The 17,229-nt window shown below is 34.6% G+C and carries 15 protein-coding genes; 6 read left to right on the top strand and 9 right to left on the bottom strand.

What is annotated here, in order from left to right; genetic code table 11:
* Window positions 1–71: 71 nt before the first annotated feature.
* Window positions 72–1,124, bottom strand: coding sequence for a helix-turn-helix transcriptional regulator (locus tag DRF57_RS10900; RefSeq protein WP_115918487.1), 1,053 nt, complete (start codon window positions 1,122–1,124; stop codon window positions 72–74).
* Window positions 1,125–1,770: 646 nt separating this feature from the next.
* Here DRF57_RS10900 and DRF57_RS10895 point away from each other — a divergent pair.
* The gene (locus DRF57_RS10895) at window positions 1,771–2,529 is read left to right on the top strand and encodes a response regulator transcription factor (RefSeq protein ID WP_047486969.1); all 759 of its coding nucleotides are present in this window, start codon (window positions 1,771–1,773) and stop codon (window positions 2,527–2,529) included.
* Between the two features lie 121 nt (window positions 2,530–2,650).
* A complete protein-coding gene (locus DRF57_RS10890) occupies window positions 2,651–3,688 on the top strand; it encodes a L,D-transpeptidase (protein WP_228450397.1) in 1,038 nt (345 codons plus the stop codon).
* Here the strand turns inward: DRF57_RS10890 and DRF57_RS10885 are convergent.
* The 4 genes from DRF57_RS10885 to DRF57_RS10865 all read right to left on the bottom strand — a co-directional run bounded on the left by DRF57_RS10885 (window position 3,681) and on the right by DRF57_RS10865 (window position 7,887).
* Window positions 3,681–4,208 (bottom strand): hypothetical protein, encoded by a 528-nt coding sequence (locus DRF57_RS10885; protein WP_047486964.1) that lies wholly within the window; start codon window positions 4,206–4,208, stop codon window positions 3,681–3,683. The two genes, DRF57_RS10890 and DRF57_RS10885, sit on opposite strands and share 8 nt — an antisense overlap.
* Window positions 4,209–4,211: 3 nt before the next feature.
* A complete protein-coding gene (locus DRF57_RS10880; RefSeq protein ID WP_115918485.1) occupies window positions 4,212–5,534 on the bottom strand; it encodes a PDZ domain-containing protein in 1,323 nt (440 codons plus the stop codon).
* 271 nt (window positions 5,535–5,805) lie between these two features.
* Window positions 5,806–7,128, bottom strand: coding sequence for a retropepsin-like aspartic protease (locus DRF57_RS10870; RefSeq protein ID WP_047486957.1), 1,323 nt, complete (start codon window positions 7,126–7,128; stop codon window positions 5,806–5,808).
* 114 nt (window positions 7,129–7,242) lie between these two features.
* Window positions 7,243–7,887 (bottom strand): alpha/beta hydrolase, encoded by a 645-nt coding sequence (locus tag DRF57_RS10865; protein WP_047486954.1) that lies wholly within the window; start codon window positions 7,885–7,887, stop codon window positions 7,243–7,245.
* A 247-nt stretch (window positions 7,888–8,134) separates the two neighbouring features.
* Between DRF57_RS10865 and DRF57_RS10860 the strand changes: the two genes are divergently transcribed.
* Both DRF57_RS10860 and DRF57_RS10855 read left to right on the top strand, forming a co-directional pair.
* Window positions 8,135–8,554: a hypothetical protein gene (locus DRF57_RS10860; RefSeq protein ID WP_047486949.1), complete on the top strand. Its 420-nt coding sequence runs from the start codon at window positions 8,135–8,137 to the stop codon at window positions 8,552–8,554.
* Window positions 8,555–8,819: 265 nt separating this feature from the next.
* Window positions 8,820–10,478, top strand: coding sequence for an AraC family transcriptional regulator (locus DRF57_RS10855; protein WP_157969886.1), 1,659 nt, complete (start codon window positions 8,820–8,822; stop codon window positions 10,476–10,478).
* A gap of 17 nt (window positions 10,479–10,495) precedes the next feature.
* Here DRF57_RS10855 and DRF57_RS10850 read toward each other — a convergent pair whose 3' ends face one another.
* Entirely contained in the window at window positions 10,496–10,729 is a 234-nt protein-coding gene (locus tag DRF57_RS10850) for a hypothetical protein (RefSeq protein ID WP_047486943.1), read from the bottom strand.
* 466 nt (window positions 10,730–11,195) lie between these two features.
* On the opposite strand from DRF57_RS10850, the gene DRF57_RS10845 reads away from it, so the two are divergent.
* Window positions 11,196–12,230 (top strand): T9SS type A sorting domain-containing protein, encoded by a 1,035-nt coding sequence (locus DRF57_RS10845; protein WP_115918479.1) that lies wholly within the window; start codon window positions 11,196–11,198, stop codon window positions 12,228–12,230.
* A 360-nt stretch (window positions 12,231–12,590) separates the two neighbouring features.
* Here DRF57_RS10845 and DRF57_RS10840 read toward each other — a convergent pair whose 3' ends face one another.
* Both DRF57_RS10840 and DRF57_RS10835 read right to left on the bottom strand, forming a co-directional pair.
* Entirely contained in the window at window positions 12,591–13,223 is a 633-nt protein-coding gene (locus tag DRF57_RS10840; protein ID WP_115918477.1) for a response regulator, read from the bottom strand.
* Window positions 13,213–15,186 (bottom strand): tetratricopeptide repeat-containing sensor histidine kinase, encoded by a 1,974-nt coding sequence (locus DRF57_RS10835; RefSeq protein WP_115918475.1) that lies wholly within the window; start codon window positions 15,184–15,186, stop codon window positions 13,213–13,215. Before DRF57_RS10835 ends, DRF57_RS10840 begins: the two co-directional genes overlap by 11 nt.
* Before the next feature lie 200 nt (window positions 15,187–15,386).
* Between DRF57_RS10835 and DRF57_RS10830 the strand changes: the two genes are divergently transcribed.
* Window positions 15,387–15,806, top strand: a complete 420-nt coding sequence (locus tag DRF57_RS10830; protein WP_115918473.1) for a hypothetical protein — start codon at window positions 15,387–15,389, stop codon at window positions 15,804–15,806.
* A 72-nt stretch (window positions 15,807–15,878) separates the two neighbouring features.
* Here DRF57_RS10830 and tyrS read toward each other — a convergent pair whose 3' ends face one another.
* On the bottom strand, window positions 15,879–17,174 hold the full coding sequence (gene tyrS, locus DRF57_RS10825; protein ID WP_047486927.1) for a tyrosine--tRNA ligase: 1,296 nt from the start codon (window positions 17,172–17,174) through the stop codon (window positions 15,879–15,881).
* Between the last annotated feature and the right edge of the window lie 55 nt (window positions 17,175–17,229).

Raw genomic sequence — 17,229 nt, 5'->3', positions numbered from 1 at the left:
CAACTTCTTTCATTGAGTTCGAGGCGAAATGTGTTGTAAATCAATATTTTACCAATATTAAATTATTGTAACTAATGAACGAGCTGGGAGGGGAGACAGTCAAATTCCTTTTTGAAGTATTTATAAAAAGTAGACTTGGATTTAAAACCACACTGAAATGCAATATCAATAACACTGGCAGAAGGATCTTCTGATAAAATCTGTTTAAAATGATAAATACGGTTTCTATTGGTATATTCGTGAAAGTTGGAATGAAGATGCTTGTTGAAAGTAATACTTAGGTCTGCTTTATTGATTTTCAGATGGCTGGAAAGCTGATCCAGGGTGAATTCTTCATCCAGATAAATGTGACTGTCCTGATAAAAGGAAGTAATGGCATTTTGTACGGTAATGAAGTCTATTTTTGAAAGATCTTTATATTGATATGTTTCTTTTGGAACAGGAAGAGAATAGGTATTTTGTGGCTCTTCTTTCATTTTGTTTTGATAGGTTACCATATACACGTACAGAATCCAGCCAAATTGAATAAGAAATAAAAGGCTGTAAATCTTTTGATAGACCAATGTATTTAACCCCAGCTGATAAACAGCCCAGAAAACCAATACTCCCATTAAAACATAGCAGGCTAAGTACCGGAAATTTCTGGCCAGAGGATGATTACTGCTGTGGCGATGCTTTATTAAAAGATAAATGCATACAGAAAGACTGGCTACCCAATAATAACTATAATAAATGAAATAGGATTTATAGGATTGAATAGCGATATCTGCCCAGGAAAGGCCGAAAATTTTTGCAGAAAGAGCAATCGCATGATGAATAACAACCAGAGTTAAGGGAATAATCAGATATTTGAGTTTATCCCGCCATCTGGCATTGATTAAATAGGTGGTAATGTATAAGAAAATAAGCCCTTTAAAAACACGGAGGCTTCCCGGTATTTCATACAGTACGGATTCATATCCAAACTTCTGAATAATGAAATATTCATATCCCATATCCAGTGTTACTACCACAATATATAATAGCAACATATTCAGTACAGATTCTCGGTTTCTGATAAGAGAGATTAATAGGGTAAGGGTGATAAGTGCCTGTAGTACAACTACCATAATGATGTATAACATGATAACTGATATTTTGTCAAAATTATAGATAATATGGGCACAGCATCTTTAACAAATTATTAAATATCAGTATTGATAAAGCAGCAAATTTTTATAATCTAAATGATTGAGGTTAAAGTATTCTAGTTTTTTTCTCCCACATTGCCTTTCCCAGTTTGGGTTTTCTCCTTTATCATAATGTTTGATAAGATATTTTTGCGATATTGTAGGCTTCCCAGCGGGCTGTTGATCACAAAAAAATACTGCCTGGTAAGACAGTAATAGAGTAATAAAGTGTTCTGATTTTTGAAGGCTGCTATAATTCGGCCGTTGTTTTATAATATTTTCAGTCTGAATAATCCTCCATTATCCGAGGCGATTACGATAAAAACTTCATTGTTGAAATCTACTTTTTACGATGACCGAATTGTTTTGGCAGCTTCTTTATATCATGGTTATTGATAACAGTAAAGGAGTTTATTGATAGCTTCTTTAAAGCTGGTTTCAAACCCATCTTGCGACGATCTTCCAAAAAGGCACAATCATGAAAATCTTTTCGCAAAAGTAAATCACGGTATTTTGAAAACTGCTACACTTTTGTGTAGATTTGTGGTATCGAAGCTAAAACTACTCTTTTGTGTAGTGTACAGATTGATATTTTAAACCTATGGAAGAAATTAATAGATTTTTTAATGATAAAAACGAAGTCAGTAAGGATGCAGACATCGACTTCAGCCAGTCCGGAGATTATCTGGAGGCTGTAAAAGCACTGGCAAGAACCACTTATCAAAGTTTATACGTTATTAATTATCAGACGAAAGCATTTGAATATGTTTCTGAAAATCCTCTCTTCCTGTGTGGGAAAAGCTCCGAGGAAGTAAAGGAGCTGGGCTATGCTTTTTATTTTCAGAATGTAAAACCTGAAGATGTAGAGATGCTGATCAAGATCAATAAAGCAGGATTTGATTTTTATGAAACCATTCCTGTAGACGAAAGGAAACTGTATTCCATCTCTTACGACTTTTATCTTATCAACGGTAAAAAGAACCTTATTCTTGTCAATCACAAGCTTACCCCGATGTTTCTTACCGAAGAAGGGCAGGTGTGGAAAGCTTTATGCATCGTTTCGCTTTCCAATAGCAGCGCTTCGGGAAATGTTGTCCTTAGCAAAGAAGGATCAGATACCCTATTGAAGTATGATTATGTAACAGATGTCTGGGAAAAAAGTGAAAAAATAAAGCTTTCCTCCAGAGAATATGAAATTTTAAGTCTATACGCGAGTGGTTTGACGATCAACGAGATATCTGAAAAACTTTTCATTACTGCCGATACTGTGAAGTTTCACCGAAAAAAACTTTTTGAAAAAATTGGGGTAAATAATATTGCCGAAGCGTTAACTTATGCTAAAACTAATAAATTGTTGTAAAGAATCTACTTTATTACCGTTTTTTTACGGTATTTTCCATAATGTCTTTTGTGATTCGATTTTAGGTCTGATATTTGTACTGGGTAGCCAAACTAAGTGACCTAATTTATTTATGAAGAACATGTCTGTGAAAAAATTATTTCTATACGCATGCTTATGCGCAGTATTTCTTGTTTCCTGTAAAAAAGAAATAGAAAAAATAAGTGATACTTTTAAAGATACAGCTTCTTCTGTGTCGGGAAGTCCTGAAGCGAAGACTGATTCTATAAAGAAAGATTCCGTACCCGTAGTCAAGAAAGAATCTGTTCCACCGGTAATGCAGGAAAATGGATTTTACAATGCTTTCGTGATCCCAAAAGATAAAAAAATGAGAGATTCTCTCTATGCGGAATTCAGTAAAAAATATAACGAAAAAGAAAGGACCGCCATTTTAGCTTTAAACAGGCTGGATTCTAAAAGTAAGTGGAATGCAGATACCTTAGTAGTCCCTGCGAAAATAGATACCACCCTGATGGCATATTCACCTTTCCCTATGCAGCTTGATGTATTAAGTGGAGTAAAGAAGTTTGTGATCTTTTCATACCCTATACAGGCTTATGCTGTTTATTCTAACGGAAGTCTGGTGAAGTGGGGGCCTACAAGTATGGGGAAAAAGGCTGCACAGACCACAAGAGGACTTACTTTTGCCAACTGGAAAAAGAAACTCTCCATTTCCACTGTAAGCAGTGAATGGAAACTTCCTTATAATTTTAATATCCATAATATTGGAGGGATCGGATGGCATGAATATACGCTTCCGGGATATCCTGCATCGCACTCATGCTTACGATTACTGAGAAAAGATGCCCAATGGTTATACTCTTACGCAGATACCTGGATCTTGAATCCTGGAGGTGCTACTACAAAAGCGAGAGGAACAGCGGTAATGGTATTTGGTGACTACAACTGGGGAGGAAGAAGACCCTGGAAGAAGCTTCTGGATGATCCCAATGCTAATAATATCTCCGTGGAAGAGCTGACCAAATTACTGGAACCGGATGTTCCCAAGATGCTGAAAGAACAAAGCAACAGAGAAAAAGTAGCAGATTCTATCAAAACGGCTAAAGCGATGGCTACCCCGGTTGATAGCGAGAGACCGGTAGAACCGTCGTCTAATTAATCTTTTTTTCAAACTGTAAAGTCGATTCTTCAGCAAATCTTCTCAGTTTAAGCATTTCTTCCTTTCCTTTATGCTGCCCGAATCTTGCTGCAGCATAAGTGAGAAGAATAAAAAATAACATCACAAAAGAAGCGCTCAATGCCCAAGGGTATTCGGCGCTTTTTATTTGCTTTTCTACATAATACATGGTAAAGAAGGTCATCCAGAGAATAGAAAAAGAGAAATAAAGGAACATGAAAAATGTCCAGACTGCTGAGCTGGGACCAAATACTCCACGGATTACCGTATGGTCATCTTCCATTTCTACCCGCAAAGACAGGCGGGGTTTCCAATAATTATCATATTTTGTTTCTACAGAGATGGTAGCCACCTCTTTGTTTATATTTCCGGAAAATTCATCCTTATGTCCGGCAAGATATTTTTTTAAACTTTCTGCATATTCTTCTTTGGTAAGATGCGTAAACATTTTAAATCTCGGACGGGTTCTTATTCTGTCTAAAGTGGTTTCTTCGGTCTTCATATTTTAATCTTGATAAGGTATTGGATCTTCTAAAGTGAAACTTATTTTTAAGGTTTCATTGTTTCTTTGGACAACAATATTAATGTCCCGGCCCTCAGAAGATTTCATTAATTCATTAATTTTTTGTAATGTCATATTTGATGCATTTTTACCATTGATGCTGATAAGTCTGTCATCTGTTTTTAACCCGGCTTTATAGGCGGGAGAATCTTTTCTGACTCCTGCAATTGAAAAAAGCGGTTTTAAGCTAAAATTGTATTGGAATGATTCTGCTTTAAAGGTCTCATTCATAGAACCTGAATATGGTTTAGGCTCAATTTTCACTCTTTCTTCGGCCCATTGCATGCCGTCTTGTTTGAAATCCAGTCCACTCATATTAAAATGAAAAGGATCATCAAAATTTCTGTTTTTTTTAAGGTATAGTTTTTTATTATGATAATCAAAAAAAATGGTAAAACGACGCATTATTTCTCCACCTATAGAACCTTTCCGGTCTGTTACAAGATTCACATGCTGGATAGAAAATTCATCAGGCATTGCGGTAAGTGGTTTTTCAAACTGAAATTTTCCAATATAAAAATTGTGAATTCTGCTTCTCTTACCATAGATATCCCCATTGAAACCACGTCCGAGGAAATCATCAATATTAGGTCTGTTATAAACAAAATTTTTAATAAGAGAAGGAAAGAGCCATATAGCATCGCTGTTTCCAAGGTCAATTAATAATTTTGAACTTTTCTTTTCATTGGTCATCTCTATATCGGTATAGAGATAAGGTTTATCTTTTTCTATGGTAATCGGAAGTTCTTCAAATTTTTTGATTTTCTTTTTAAACAGGTCAGTATCTTCATACACAGTTAGCTTCTTAGCCACATAATCTATTGAAACCGGATGGTTTTTGAAAAAATGATATCCAATCACTCCGTTTACAGGAATCCCTATATGGGGTGAAATGTTGAATTCTTCATTGGTAACAATATAAAGAGACATGGAGGTATTAATCATAGCATCACCTATCTTGGCGGTATTACGTTCAGACTTGAACCCATCAAGGCTTAAACTTCCCCCAAGTCCTGAAAATTTTATTTTTTCAACGTTTTCAAGCTTTATTTTCTTGTTTTCCATACTGAAAAGCATGGTTTCGGATACACCTGTGTCTACTAAAAAAGTAAGCTCTGCCCCATTAATATTAATAGGAATAAAGATCAGATTATTGATAAGTTTGAAAGGAATAACAGCTTTTTTGGCGTTGATTAATTCAAAAGAATTCTGTGCATTACCTAAAATGCCAAAGAAAAAAAATAATAAAATAAATTTTAATTTCATGTACTGAATTTAGCGAAATTATATTAATTGTAAATAAAAAATATTCCAAATGCAGGAATGTTTACAAGGGTATCCGGCGCTTTTTTATTCACTTTTCTACGTAGTAAATCATCAAGAAAGTCATTCGGAGAAAATTTGAAAGATGTCCAGACTGCTGAGCTGTGACCAAATACTTGATAGATTACGGTATTATCATCATCCGCCAAAGACAGATGGTGGTTTCCAATAATGATTATATTCCGTCTAAAGTGGTTTGTTTGGACTTCCTATATTAATCTTGATAAGGTATTGGATCTTCCAAAGTGAAACTTAAGGTCAAGGTCTCATTTTTTCTTTGGACAACAATGGTAATGCTTTGTCCCTCGGAAGATTTCATAAGCTCCATAATACTCTCCAGAGTCATGTCTGAAGCTTTATTTCTATTGATGCTGATTACTTTGTCATCTTTTTTGAGACCTGCTTTATAGGCTGGAGAATCTTTTCTTACTCCTGAAATGGAAAAGAGAGGCTTCAGCGTGAATTTATATTGAAAAGAATCCCCTTTGTACACTGAATCTGTTTTGGCAGTCGAAGACTGAGTTTCAATTTGTACTCTTTCATGACCCCATTCTAATCCATCCTGTCTGAAATCTAATCCGCTCATATTAAAATGAAAAGGATCATTGAAATTCCGGTTCTTCTTTAAAAATAATTTTTTGTTGGCATAATCAAAAATAATAGTAAACCGACGCATAATTTCTGAACCTACAGAACCTTTTCTATTGTCCACTAAATTAACATGTTGGATAGAAAACTCATCCGGCATAGCGGTCAGTGGTTTTTCAAATCGAAAATTTCCAAGATAAAAATTGCGTATTCTGCTTCTTTTACCATAGATGTCTCCGTTGAATCCACGCCCCAGAAAATCATCAATATTAGGTCTGTTGTATACAAAATTTTTGATTAGGGTAGGGAAGAGCCATATTGCATCGCTGTTTCCTAGGTCAATCAAAAGTTTTGAGCTATTCTTTTCACGGGTCATTTCTACATCAGCATACATATAAGGTTTATCTTTTTCAATGGTAATAGGAAATTCATCATATTTTCTGATCTTCTTTGTGAGCAGGTCAGCATTTTCATAGATGGTAATTTTCTTTGCCTGATAATCTATAGAGATAGGATGATTTTTAAAAAAATGATAGCCAATAACTCCGTTTACAGGAATTCCTACATGAGATGAAATATTAAATTCCTCATCAAGAATAATATAAATAGACATCGAGGTATTGATGACAGCATCCCCAATTCGGGCTGTATTACGCTCAGATTTGAACCCGTCGATACTTAGGCTTCCCCCAAGACCTGAAAATTTTATTTTTTCAACATTTTCTAACTTTACCTCTTTGTTCTCCAGGCTGAAAAGCAGCGTTTCTGCTACTCCCGTATCCACTAAAAAAGTAAGTTCTGCTCCATTGACGGTGATCGGAATAAAGATGAGGTTATTGATAAATTTAAAAGGAATAACAGCTTTTTTGGTGTTGATCAACTCAAATGAGTTCTGGGCATTTATAAAAATGCTAAACAATACACCCAGTAAAAGAAGTTTGAATTTCATTTACTGAATTTAACGAAATTATCTTAATTGTAAATAAAAAAACATTCCAAATGCAGGAATGTTTATATAAACTACAATAATGTAGTGTTTATCTTGAAATTATTTCAAATAAAGCTATGCGTTTTTTGAATAAAAATCCATCAGGTCCATATAGTTTTTTTGATTGACACCATGTCCGCTCATATATTCTCTGAAGGTAAAATAACAGCTCAGATCATACAACAGGTCGGCAGCCTTTCTTCCCCATTCTAATGGAATGACAGCATCCTCTGTTCCATGTGATATGAAAAAACGTAATTTTTCAAGTTTCTTCTTATCTTTTACAATACCATCTAAAAGTTTCTCTTCCGGATAAGAACTAAGACAGGCAATATTATTAAATAATTCAGGGTGCTTCAACGCTAAGGCATAACATAATATTCCTCCCTGGCTGAAACCGCACAAATGAACCTTACTTTCTGTAAGACCATAGTGATTGATAATTTTTAATATACTTTCCAATGTACCTTCCAATGATTCTTTGGCCTGATCTAAATCAATGAAATTCTCCGGGTTGTTGAAGTCAATATCAAACCAGGAATACCCTTCAAATTGGGTGTCTCTGGGTGCTCTGAAACTTATAATAAGCCAATCAGCAGGTAATGTTTCTCTGAAACTGAAAAGATCCTGTTCGTTGCTGCCATATCCGTGGAGCATAAAAAGAATAGGAGTATTGGCTGTGATATTCTCTGGTTCTCTTACTAGATAATCTAAATTCATACAGCAAATATAATTAATAAATCATATTGTAATCTTACCTTTTATAATTCGGTTGGGTAACTTATCAAATAATATATTGTATGTTTAACAATTAGCTGTTTGCACTGTATTATTGCATTTTATAGATCTGTTTTGCTTTTTGCTGATTTGATATTATTTGCAAATCTTTATTGGAAATTTTTCATAAAAGTTATTTTTATATTAATAAAAAACTTATATTTGAAACATTAAAAAATCTATTTGAAGAATGAAGCAATTTTACAAATCAAAAAGTTTACTTAGACTTTCTTTTTTATTCGTTTTATTATTTTCTGTGATTACCGTTGTAAGTTCTTGTAAAAAAGATGACGATGATGAATTTCAGGATCATGTAGTTCAGTTCGAAGTGAAAACAACTACCGGAGGAGTTATTAAAACTATTGTAACCCAGGTGGGTACTACTAAAAATGACATCTTTGATCCTGTAGGGACCTCATGGAAGAGTGAAGAGTTTTTTGTGAATTCCAGCCAGGCACAATTAAATCTGGATGCGAATGCATTACTTCCCGAAACTGATTCGGAATTGACAATCAACCTTTGGATAGATGGTGAAATTGCAAAAACCAGCAAGAAGAAAGGGAAAGGTGTTTTAGTAGCTTCTATTGATTACAGCTTCTTAGAATTGTAAATAAACATTATAATATATCATTAAAACCGCTTTTTAAGGCGGTTTTTTTATTTTTTTATCATTTGACAGGTATTAGATTTTCGTTTGATTTTTGTGAAGATCAGTTGTAACTTCTTTTTAAATGTTAGATCTTGAATTGTTGACTTTGGTAGGTTGATAGATAATGTTGTTAAATTGTTTTATTATTTAAAATCTAGGAACAAAATTAAGTATCTTAGAATATTAATTTTAGTTCGAAAAATAGATGTGGAAAAAAATAACGATATTGATATTTTTAATTGCATTTTCTTCTGTATTTCCACAGAACCAACAAAATATACAGGCTTACAAGGATAAATTTTTTATCTACCAGAAAATAGGTACAGATAGTGCTTTAACGTACGTAGATAAAATTTTTGCTTCAAAAAATAATGCTGATCTGGCATTTGCATATACTGCAAAAAGATACTTACTGACCATTACCGGAAAGGAAAATGCAACTCAGGGTTATATGGTAAAAATTAATACCTATTTAAAGAAAATTCCTGAAATTGAGCAAAATTATGGGAATCTGTCACACATATATAATATTCTCGGGAACACCGATATGGCCAATGAATCTCCCAATGAAGCATTAAAAAAATTTATAAGGGCTGATTTTTTTGCACAAAAAAATAATGATATCCGGCAACATATAAAGATCAAGGGAAATATTGCCTATGTAAAGCTTAATATAAAGCAAACAGATGATGCTATTTCGGAAACCAGGCAAGTGCTTGAGCTTCTGGAGAATAATAAGTATCTATATGAAAAGGAGAATTTTGAGATTATTTACAACAACCTGTTTTCTAATTTAGGTCACCTGTATTCTGATAAATACATCTCTGACCCGGATAAGAATAAAAAATATGCAGACAGTGCGCTGCAAAATTTTAATCAACTGCTTCGTTCTACAAAAGATAAAAAGCTGTTGGCAGGCACTTATCTAAAGCTGGGGACATTAAATAACAAGCAGGAAAATTACCAGAAAGCATCTGGATATTATCTGAAAAGTCTGGATCTCTATACTTCTCTGCAGCTTAAGGATGAAATTCTCAATCTTAAATATAATTTAGGAGTGAATTACTATGAGTTGAATGAATATATGAAATCCAAGAAGAGTTTTCTGGAAATGTCCCATTCAATGGAGAAAGATTCACGGGTAAATATAGACTATATTTTTGCCCAGGATTATTTATCCAAAATTTATTTAAAAGAAGGGAAAGCAGATTCTGTAGAATTTTTTAATAACAAATTCATTGAGCTGTACCAAAAGAATTCTGAATTGGAAAAGAAAAATATTGCCAATATTTATAGGGAAATCAATTCCAAAAATTTGAATGAAGAGATCAATAAAAGTGCTTCTATACTTAGGAACCGTTTGTTTCTTATTATCATACTGGTCGTATTGATAGGCTGTATTACAGGATATTTATTGCTTCAGATCCGGAAAAAGAAAAAAATAGAAATCAGGCTGGATGAAATATTACTTCAGGTGAAGAACAGCAGCCTAAACAATCATCAGAATAAAAGCAGCTTCACAATCAGCAATGAAAAAGAAGCTGAGATCATGGAAAAACTGCTTGAACTGGAAGACAAAAAGATCTATCTTAAAAATGAGTTTAACCAGGCCTATGCAGCCAAAAGACTGGGCACGAATACCACTTACCTTTCACAGACGATCAATAAATACATGAAGAAATCCTTCAGTGAATATACCAACGAATTAAGAATCAATTATATTCTGAAGGAATTATCTGAAAATAGAAAACTGCGTAATTACACTACCCAGGCGCTGGCTGATCTTGTGGGTTATAAAAGTGGAATTTCTTTTGCAAGAACGTTTAAAGAAAAAACGGGAGTTACCCCGTTTCAGTATATTGAGAAATTAAATGCGGAGAATTGATCCTGATTGAAATAGCCTTATACGGAAGTTGAACATAGATGTGCACATTGATCGATGCACATATTTGAAGAACAGCATTCATTGATCGTCATCTTCCAGCAATGATCTACAGTGCCCGAACCGTTGCCATTATTAGTTCCACCGCCACCACCAGGTCCATCATCACCAATAAGAGAAAGCTGCCCGGCAATGATTGTTGATTGTTCTTTTCTTGATAATTTTTTTAAGCTGTTTTTACATTGTATTTTCATATTATTTTTTTTAAGTATTATCCTAAAAGTTCGGTAGATGGTTTAAAACATATCTGCCTTTATCTATCCATTTTTTCAACGCACCATCAATTTCTTTCCGGCATTCCAATGCTATGATATTCAGAAACCCAACCATTATTTAAATTTTGTTTCATCATAGCTGTTTTTACTATGGTGCCGCGATATTTTTATGAATGCATTGGTGTATGGCGTAAAATTAAAAATTAATATGCTTTCAAAACACATCCCACCCAGAAGGATAATTTGAAATATATGATTATTGCTTAATTGTTTGTTTTTTAATGTTTTATATGGTATTTGAAGGCGTACTTTTTATAAAAAGTTCTATTGTTTTTTATAAAAAATTGATTCGTACAGTTTTTTTTTAGCTCTGGTTAAGCAACATTTGTACTCGAAATTCTTGTATGAAACAAAATCTTAAAATTATAAAGCAAAAATTTAAAGTATGAAAACAAAATATCTACTCATTATTATCTTATGTATACTTTTTACTACACAGATAAAGGCACAACCTACCATTACAAGTGCAGATATAATTACCGGAACTTTTCCAAATACAGCTGTTTCCCTTGCGCCGGGAGCGTATTCTCCAGGAAGCGGAGGAGCGAATATAACCTGGGACTTTTCCAATATTCAAGGAACAGCGATTGGGGCTACGTTTGTCTGGGGAGTATGTCCGGGTATTGCTGAATGTTCGGCTTTTCCCACAGCAAACCGGTATATAGCATTAATTGATCCCAGTACCGGAACTCAATTCCCTGATAAAAATATGTTCCGTCTTACAGACACTCAGTTTGAACATTTAGGTGCTCGTAATGAAACAATGAATTTTACCTATGCTTATACGGATACCCCGATTGAACTTATATTTCCTCTTACGTATGGACAGTCTTTTACAGATACTTCTTCCGTAACGGATAATACCATTACAACAACCACCAATGATGTATTTACAGCGGATGGGTATGGTACCATTATAACACCTGCTGGTACTTTTACCAATGTGCTGAGAGTGAAAAAAGTAAGTACTGTAACATCATCCGGTGCAGGTACGACTTCAGTGACAGAAATGATCAATTATATATGGTATAAAAACAATAGAGAAACAATTGCGGTCTTTTCAATCGTCAACCTTATATCACCGGTATCAGCACCCCAGTCTTCAAACTTTCAGTATGCTGCCAATGCTAACCTTGCTACGGAAAATATTCAGGTAGAAAAAAAACCGATAATGTATCCCAATCCAGTAAAAGATGGAAAACTATGGATGAGTATCCCTTCAAATACTAAAATTAAATCGATCAGAATATATGACATGACCGGGAAGCAGATTTTCGCAGAATTACAGCATCAAATCATCCAGATAGGAGGTAAGCATATGATCAATATGCAGAATTATCCTGAAGGAAACTATATTGTCAATATGGAAACCGATAAAAATACCATTTCTCATACCATACAGATTAGAAAAAGCAATTAATACTCATCGTGCATGGGGATATATGGAAATTACAGGTTAATAAATCTCTATTACACAGAATCACTTTGTCAATAATATTTTTTTTTCATAAATTTTATAATTATCAACTGTTACCCTAGTCCCAACATGCACAATGAGTTTACTATAATTTTTTAATAAACTAAATAATAAACAATTTAATAAATGAAAGAAAGATTTTTATGACTGGGCCTGATTTGGCTTTTTGCAGGTAAGGTTTCAAAGATCATTTTGGGGTCAACGTGGAATTCGATGGTGGATCAGTAGCCTTGGTGGTAGAGGAGGAATTGTTTTAAAAATTTAATATATCATTAAAACCGCTTTTAGAGCGGTTTTTTATTTTCAGATCATATTCTGCTGTAGGGCAATAGTGATGAGCTCAGTAGAGTTTTTTACCTGAAACTTTTGCAATAGATTTTTACGGTGTGTATCTACAGTAAGAGGACTCAGAAACAGTTCATCAGCAATCATCATGCTTGTTTTTCCTTCTGCTACCATTTGCAGGATCTGTTTTTCTCTTTTAGTGAGTCTTGGTATTGGATGGTCATTTAGGGAGGGTTTACTGATAATCTGTCTGGTTTCATTACAGAAAACAATATTTCCCGAGTAGGCCCCCTGAATACAAACGACCAATTCATCAATAGAGGTGTTTTTAAGAATATAACCACTGGCTCCGTTTTGAAGAGACTGCATAATGATACTTCTCTCAGAACGGTTACTAAACATAATGACTGAAGTATCCGGGGATATTTTTTTTATTTCTCTGCAGAGCTCCGTTCCATTGGCATCAGGCAGTGTAATATCCAGAAGGATAATATCCGCTTTGTGTGATCTGATAAACCCCATGATTTCTGAACCGGTGGTGAAACTTTCCGAAACACTAAAATGTAATTGATTGTTCAGCATCATTTTCAATCCTTCAATGACGATAGGATGATCGTCTACAATGACAATATTTATTTTTTTATTCTCCATCAATATTGAGTTCTATGTTAACTGTTGTCCCCTGGGTATCTGAACTCACCTCCATTTTTCCTCTCAGGTAATTGACCCTGTTTTTCAAATTCCGAAGCCCCATACTTTTACTGGTTTTCTCTATATCTTTTTCAAATCCCTTCCCGTTATCTTCAATAGTGATCAAAAAGTTTTTCCCTGATTGAGAACATTGCAGTAAAATATTACTGGCTTCAGCATGTTTAATAGCATTAGCCAATAACTCCTGTACAATGCGGTAGATATTAAGCTGGATAGTTACGGGCAGATCTTTTTCAATACCAATAGCCTGGAAATCAATTTCGAGGTCTTTTCTGATATAAAACTCACAAAGATCCTGCAAAGCGGTTTCCAAACCAAAATTAAGTAAGGATTCAGGCATTAGGTTTCTAGCCACATGGCGGAGTTCACTCACAGAGCTGTCTAATTGCCCTAAAATCCTGTAAAACTCCTGATCTTTTTCAGCATCTAAATGACTGGACGACCAGGTAGAAAAATTAATTTTAACGCCGGCAAGCATCCCGCCCAAACCATCATGAAGATCCCTCGCGATACGCTCCCTTTCTCTTTCTTCACCATCCAGAATAGCTTTGGTAAGTGATAATTCTTCCTTTTGTTTGATGTCGTTGATCTTTTGCTCAGATATCTTTTTGTTTTTTCTGAATATGATAAAAAAGAAAAGTAAAAGGCTTAAGGCTAATACCAGAATGAAGCTCAGTCCCCATAAGTAAGAATTTTTCTTATTGACTTCTAATTCTTTTTGTTTTTTTTCAGCATTTAAAGTGGCTATTTTTCTTTCTTTTTCAGCAGCATTAAATTTTGATTCAATCTTATTGATCTCAAGTTTTATATTTTCCGTATTCAAACTGTCGCTAAGCCCGGAATACCTTTGTTCCCATACCAATGCTTCCCGGGAATTCCCCATTTCTTCACTGAGTATAGAAAGTTGCTTATAAATGGTCTTTCGGTTATTGAGATCAAGGGCAAGAGATTTTTCTGTTAAAATACCCTCCAGAACATTTTTAGCCTCATGGTATTTCTTTAATTTTCTTAGAATATCATATTTATTGAAATAAAACATTTGTGCCAGCAGATTCTGATTGAACTTTTTTGCATAAAAAATTCCTTTTTCAATCACAGGCAGTGCTTCAGAATTCTTTTGTTTGGTAATACAATACAGGGTTTTACTGTAATAATAAAATGCATTGACAGAGGATTCCGGGTAAGGGGCAATCAGCTTTTCAGCTTTATCCAAGCATTTTTTTGCTTCATCCCCGTTGGTCTGATAGCAGAAATTGTTGGCAGAATTGAGATAGGTGAAAAATAGCTCTGCAGAATTCGGGTAGTTCTTTTCAAGAATTTCTAAAGCTTTAGTATTATAATTCTCAGCTTTTTTTAATTCAGCATTATACATGAGAATAACGGCAAGTTGTGTATATAAAAATCCCAGACTTCTGCTGTTTTTATATTTTTTAGCCAACGGAATACTTTTTTCAAGGATAATCTTGAGCAAGAAAGGGTAGCCTTCCTTATCCTTTTGTGCCACTCCATAGCTGTACCATGCTGAAGACTGAAGGAGGTCCGACTCTTCAGTCTTGAATTTTGATAATCCTTTAATGGCCTGCTCATAAAAGATAGCCGCCTTAGCTTTATTCCGGTCCAGGTAATATTGCGCTTTGTAAAAATCATATTTTGCGGAAAGGAAAGGATTGTTTTTGATGAATGTTTTCCCATTTTCCAGGTACTTCCTGCTCAAAAGAGAATCGATATTTCTGTAATAATTGGACAGCAGGAAATAAGCATTGGCCTTTGGAATGTTGGATGTATTAGTTGTTGTAATGTTTTGCAGGCTGTCTAAATAGGGTTGCTCATGAAGAGGAATGATTTGCTGGGACTGTAAACTGAAAGACAGGAATAAGCTTAATAAGATAAGTAATCTCTTCATGATGGATCAATTCTGTATAATATTTTTAAAAATGCTCAATTTAATTAAAAATTTTAGCAAAAAAAATACCTGAATCTAGGTAGAAAAAATTACTCATTTTTCAGGATTGATAAAGTTTATGGACTCTAATAGCTTTGCAGTTATCAAATCACTAATCATAGAATATTAAATAAAGTAACTAAAATTTAAACAAAAAGATTATGAAAAAAATGAGAATGAGTCAACTGTTGAGAGGTAGGTTTGTTGTATTATTAGCAACCATGTTCATCGGTTTTGTTTCATCTTGCAGTAAAGATGATGACGATGACAATACTCCGGGAAGCGGGAAAAGTCATAAAGTGGTTTTTAAAGCGATTGCTTCTACAGGAGCTGACATTGATGTGGCGGTATATGGAATAGACGGTAATCCTACAACGGCTACAAGCCTTAGCGGATCTACCTGGTCAAGCCCTGAAGTGACTTCAGAAGCAGGTGCTTATAATGCCAATGTTGCAGTAAATGCAATTGGGGTGGACGCTTCTGCAACGTTAAAAGTTCAAATCTGGGTAGACGGAGAATTAAAAAAAGAAGGTACTTCCAGCGGTCAATATTTATCGGCTTCTGCAAGCTACACATTTTAAAATCAAATTATTTTCGAACGAAAAACGGCGCTGAGATAAAATCTCAGCGCCGTTTTAATAGTATATTCAGAATTAGATTACTTTTACAATAAAGTAGCTTTTTTTACCTTTTTGAAGCAATAGGAATTTCCCGTCAATAAGGTCGCTTTCGCTGGCTGCAAAAGTATCATTTACTTTTTGTTTGTTTACAGAAATTGAATTTCCTTTCATCTCCCTCTGCGCCTCACTCTTAGATTTTAAGAATCCTGATTTTTCAGAAAGAAGATCAATGATATTGATTCCCAATACATCTGCTTGGGCCACTTCTTTTTGCGGAACACCGTCAAATACTTCAAGGAAGGTCTCCTCATCAAGGCTTACAAGATCTTCAGCGGTAGAACGCCCGAAAAGAATTTCTGAAGCTTTTAATGCCTTTTCATACTCTTCTTTTCCGTGTACCCAAACAGTAACTTCTTCAGCCAGTTTCTTCTGAAGTTTTCTTTCATGAGGAGCTGTTTTGTGCTCTTCAATCAGCGCTTCAATCTCTTCTTTTCCTAAGAATGTGTAGAATTTAATGAATCTTTCAGCATCATCATCTGTAGCATTCAACCAGAACTGGTAGAATTTGTAGGGTGAAGTTTTCTTTTTGTCCAACCAATAGTTTTCTCCACTTTCAGATTTTCCGAATTTGGAACCGTCAGCTTTTGTGATCAAAGGAACCGTTAATGCAAATGCTTCTCCCTGAGCTTTTCTACGGATCAGTTCTGTTCCGGTAGTAATGTTCCCCCACTGGTCAGAACCTCCCATCTGAAGTTTTACATTATTGTTTTGATACAGGTGAAGGAAATCATATCCCTGAATCAGCTGATAAGTAAACTCCGTAAAGCTCATTCCGTCTGCACCTGCTTCCCCTGAAAATCTTTTCTTTACAGAATCTTTAGCCATCATATAGTTGACCGTGATATTCTTTCCGATATTTTTTGCAAAATCAAGGAAAGAAATATTCTTCATCCAATCATAATTGTTGACCAATTCTGCTTTATTAGGCTCGTTTCCATCAAAATTTAAAAACCTTGACAGCTGATTCTTTAGACAGTCAACATAATGTAAAAGCGTTTCTTCATCCAAAAGATTTCTTTCCGCAGATTTTCCGGATGGATCTCCAATCATACCTGTAGCTCCTCCTACAAGAGCAATAGGCTTGTGCCCGTGCTGTTGGAAGTGCGCAAGAATTTTTATCTGGATAAGACTTCCGATATGTAAAGAATCGGCTGTCGGATCAAAACCAATATATGCAGTAGTTACCTCTTTATTCAGTTGTTCATCGGTTCCGGGCATCATATCGGCATACAGACCACGCCATTTAAGTTCTTCTATAAAGGAATTCATTGATTTTTTCTTTAAAAATTTTACGGGGCAAAGATAGTAAATTCAGAAGTATCAA

It is taken from the genome of Chryseobacterium rhizosphaerae, from assembly GCF_003385455.1.
In the GTDB taxonomy this organism is placed as follows: Bacteria; Bacteroidota; Bacteroidia; order Flavobacteriales; family Weeksellaceae; genus Chryseobacterium; species Chryseobacterium rhizosphaerae.
This window is presented reverse-complemented; position numbering and strand designations above follow the sequence as displayed.

Bases quoted from the DNA above. Each gene is read 5' to 3' on its own strand.
- DRF57_RS10900 (WP_115918487.1), bottom strand. From the start codon at position 1,124: ATGTTATACATCATTATGGTAGTTGTACTACAGGCACTTATCACCCTT.
- DRF57_RS10895 (WP_047486969.1), top strand. From the start codon at position 1,771: ATGGAAGAAATTAATAGATTTTTTAATGATAAAAACGAAGTCAGTAAG.
- DRF57_RS10890 (WP_228450397.1), top strand. From the start codon at position 2,651: ATGTCTGTGAAAAAATTATTTCTATACGCATGCTTATGCGCAGTATTT.
- DRF57_RS10885 (WP_047486964.1), bottom strand. From the start codon at position 4,208: ATGAAGACCGAAGAAACCACTTTAGACAGAATAAGAACCCGTCCGAGA.
- DRF57_RS10880 (WP_115918485.1), bottom strand. From the start codon at position 5,534: ATGAAATTAAAATTTATTTTATTATTTTTTTTCTTTGGCATTTTAGGT.
- DRF57_RS10870 (WP_047486957.1), bottom strand. From the start codon at position 7,128: ATGAAATTCAAACTTCTTTTACTGGGTGTATTGTTTAGCATTTTTATA.
- DRF57_RS10865 (WP_047486954.1), bottom strand. From the start codon at position 7,887: ATGAATTTAGATTATCTAGTAAGAGAACCAGAGAATATCACAGCCAAT.
- DRF57_RS10860 (WP_047486949.1), top strand. From the start codon at position 8,135: ATGAAGCAATTTTACAAATCAAAAAGTTTACTTAGACTTTCTTTTTTA.
- DRF57_RS10850 (WP_047486943.1), bottom strand. From the start codon at position 10,729: ATGAAAATACAATGTAAAAACAGCTTAAAAAAATTATCAAGAAAAGAA.
- DRF57_RS10845 (WP_115918479.1), top strand. From the start codon at position 11,196: ATGAAAACAAAATATCTACTCATTATTATCTTATGTATACTTTTTACT.
- DRF57_RS10840 (WP_115918477.1), bottom strand. From the start codon at position 13,223: ATGGAGAATAAAAAAATAAATATTGTCATTGTAGACGATCATCCTATC.
- DRF57_RS10835 (WP_115918475.1), bottom strand. From the start codon at position 15,186: ATGAAGAGATTACTTATCTTATTAAGCTTATTCCTGTCTTTCAGTTTA.
- DRF57_RS10830 (WP_115918473.1), top strand. From the start codon at position 15,387: ATGAAAAAAATGAGAATGAGTCAACTGTTGAGAGGTAGGTTTGTTGTA.
- tyrS (WP_047486927.1), bottom strand. From the start codon at position 17,174: ATGAATTCCTTTATAGAAGAACTTAAATGGCGTGGTCTGTATGCCGAT.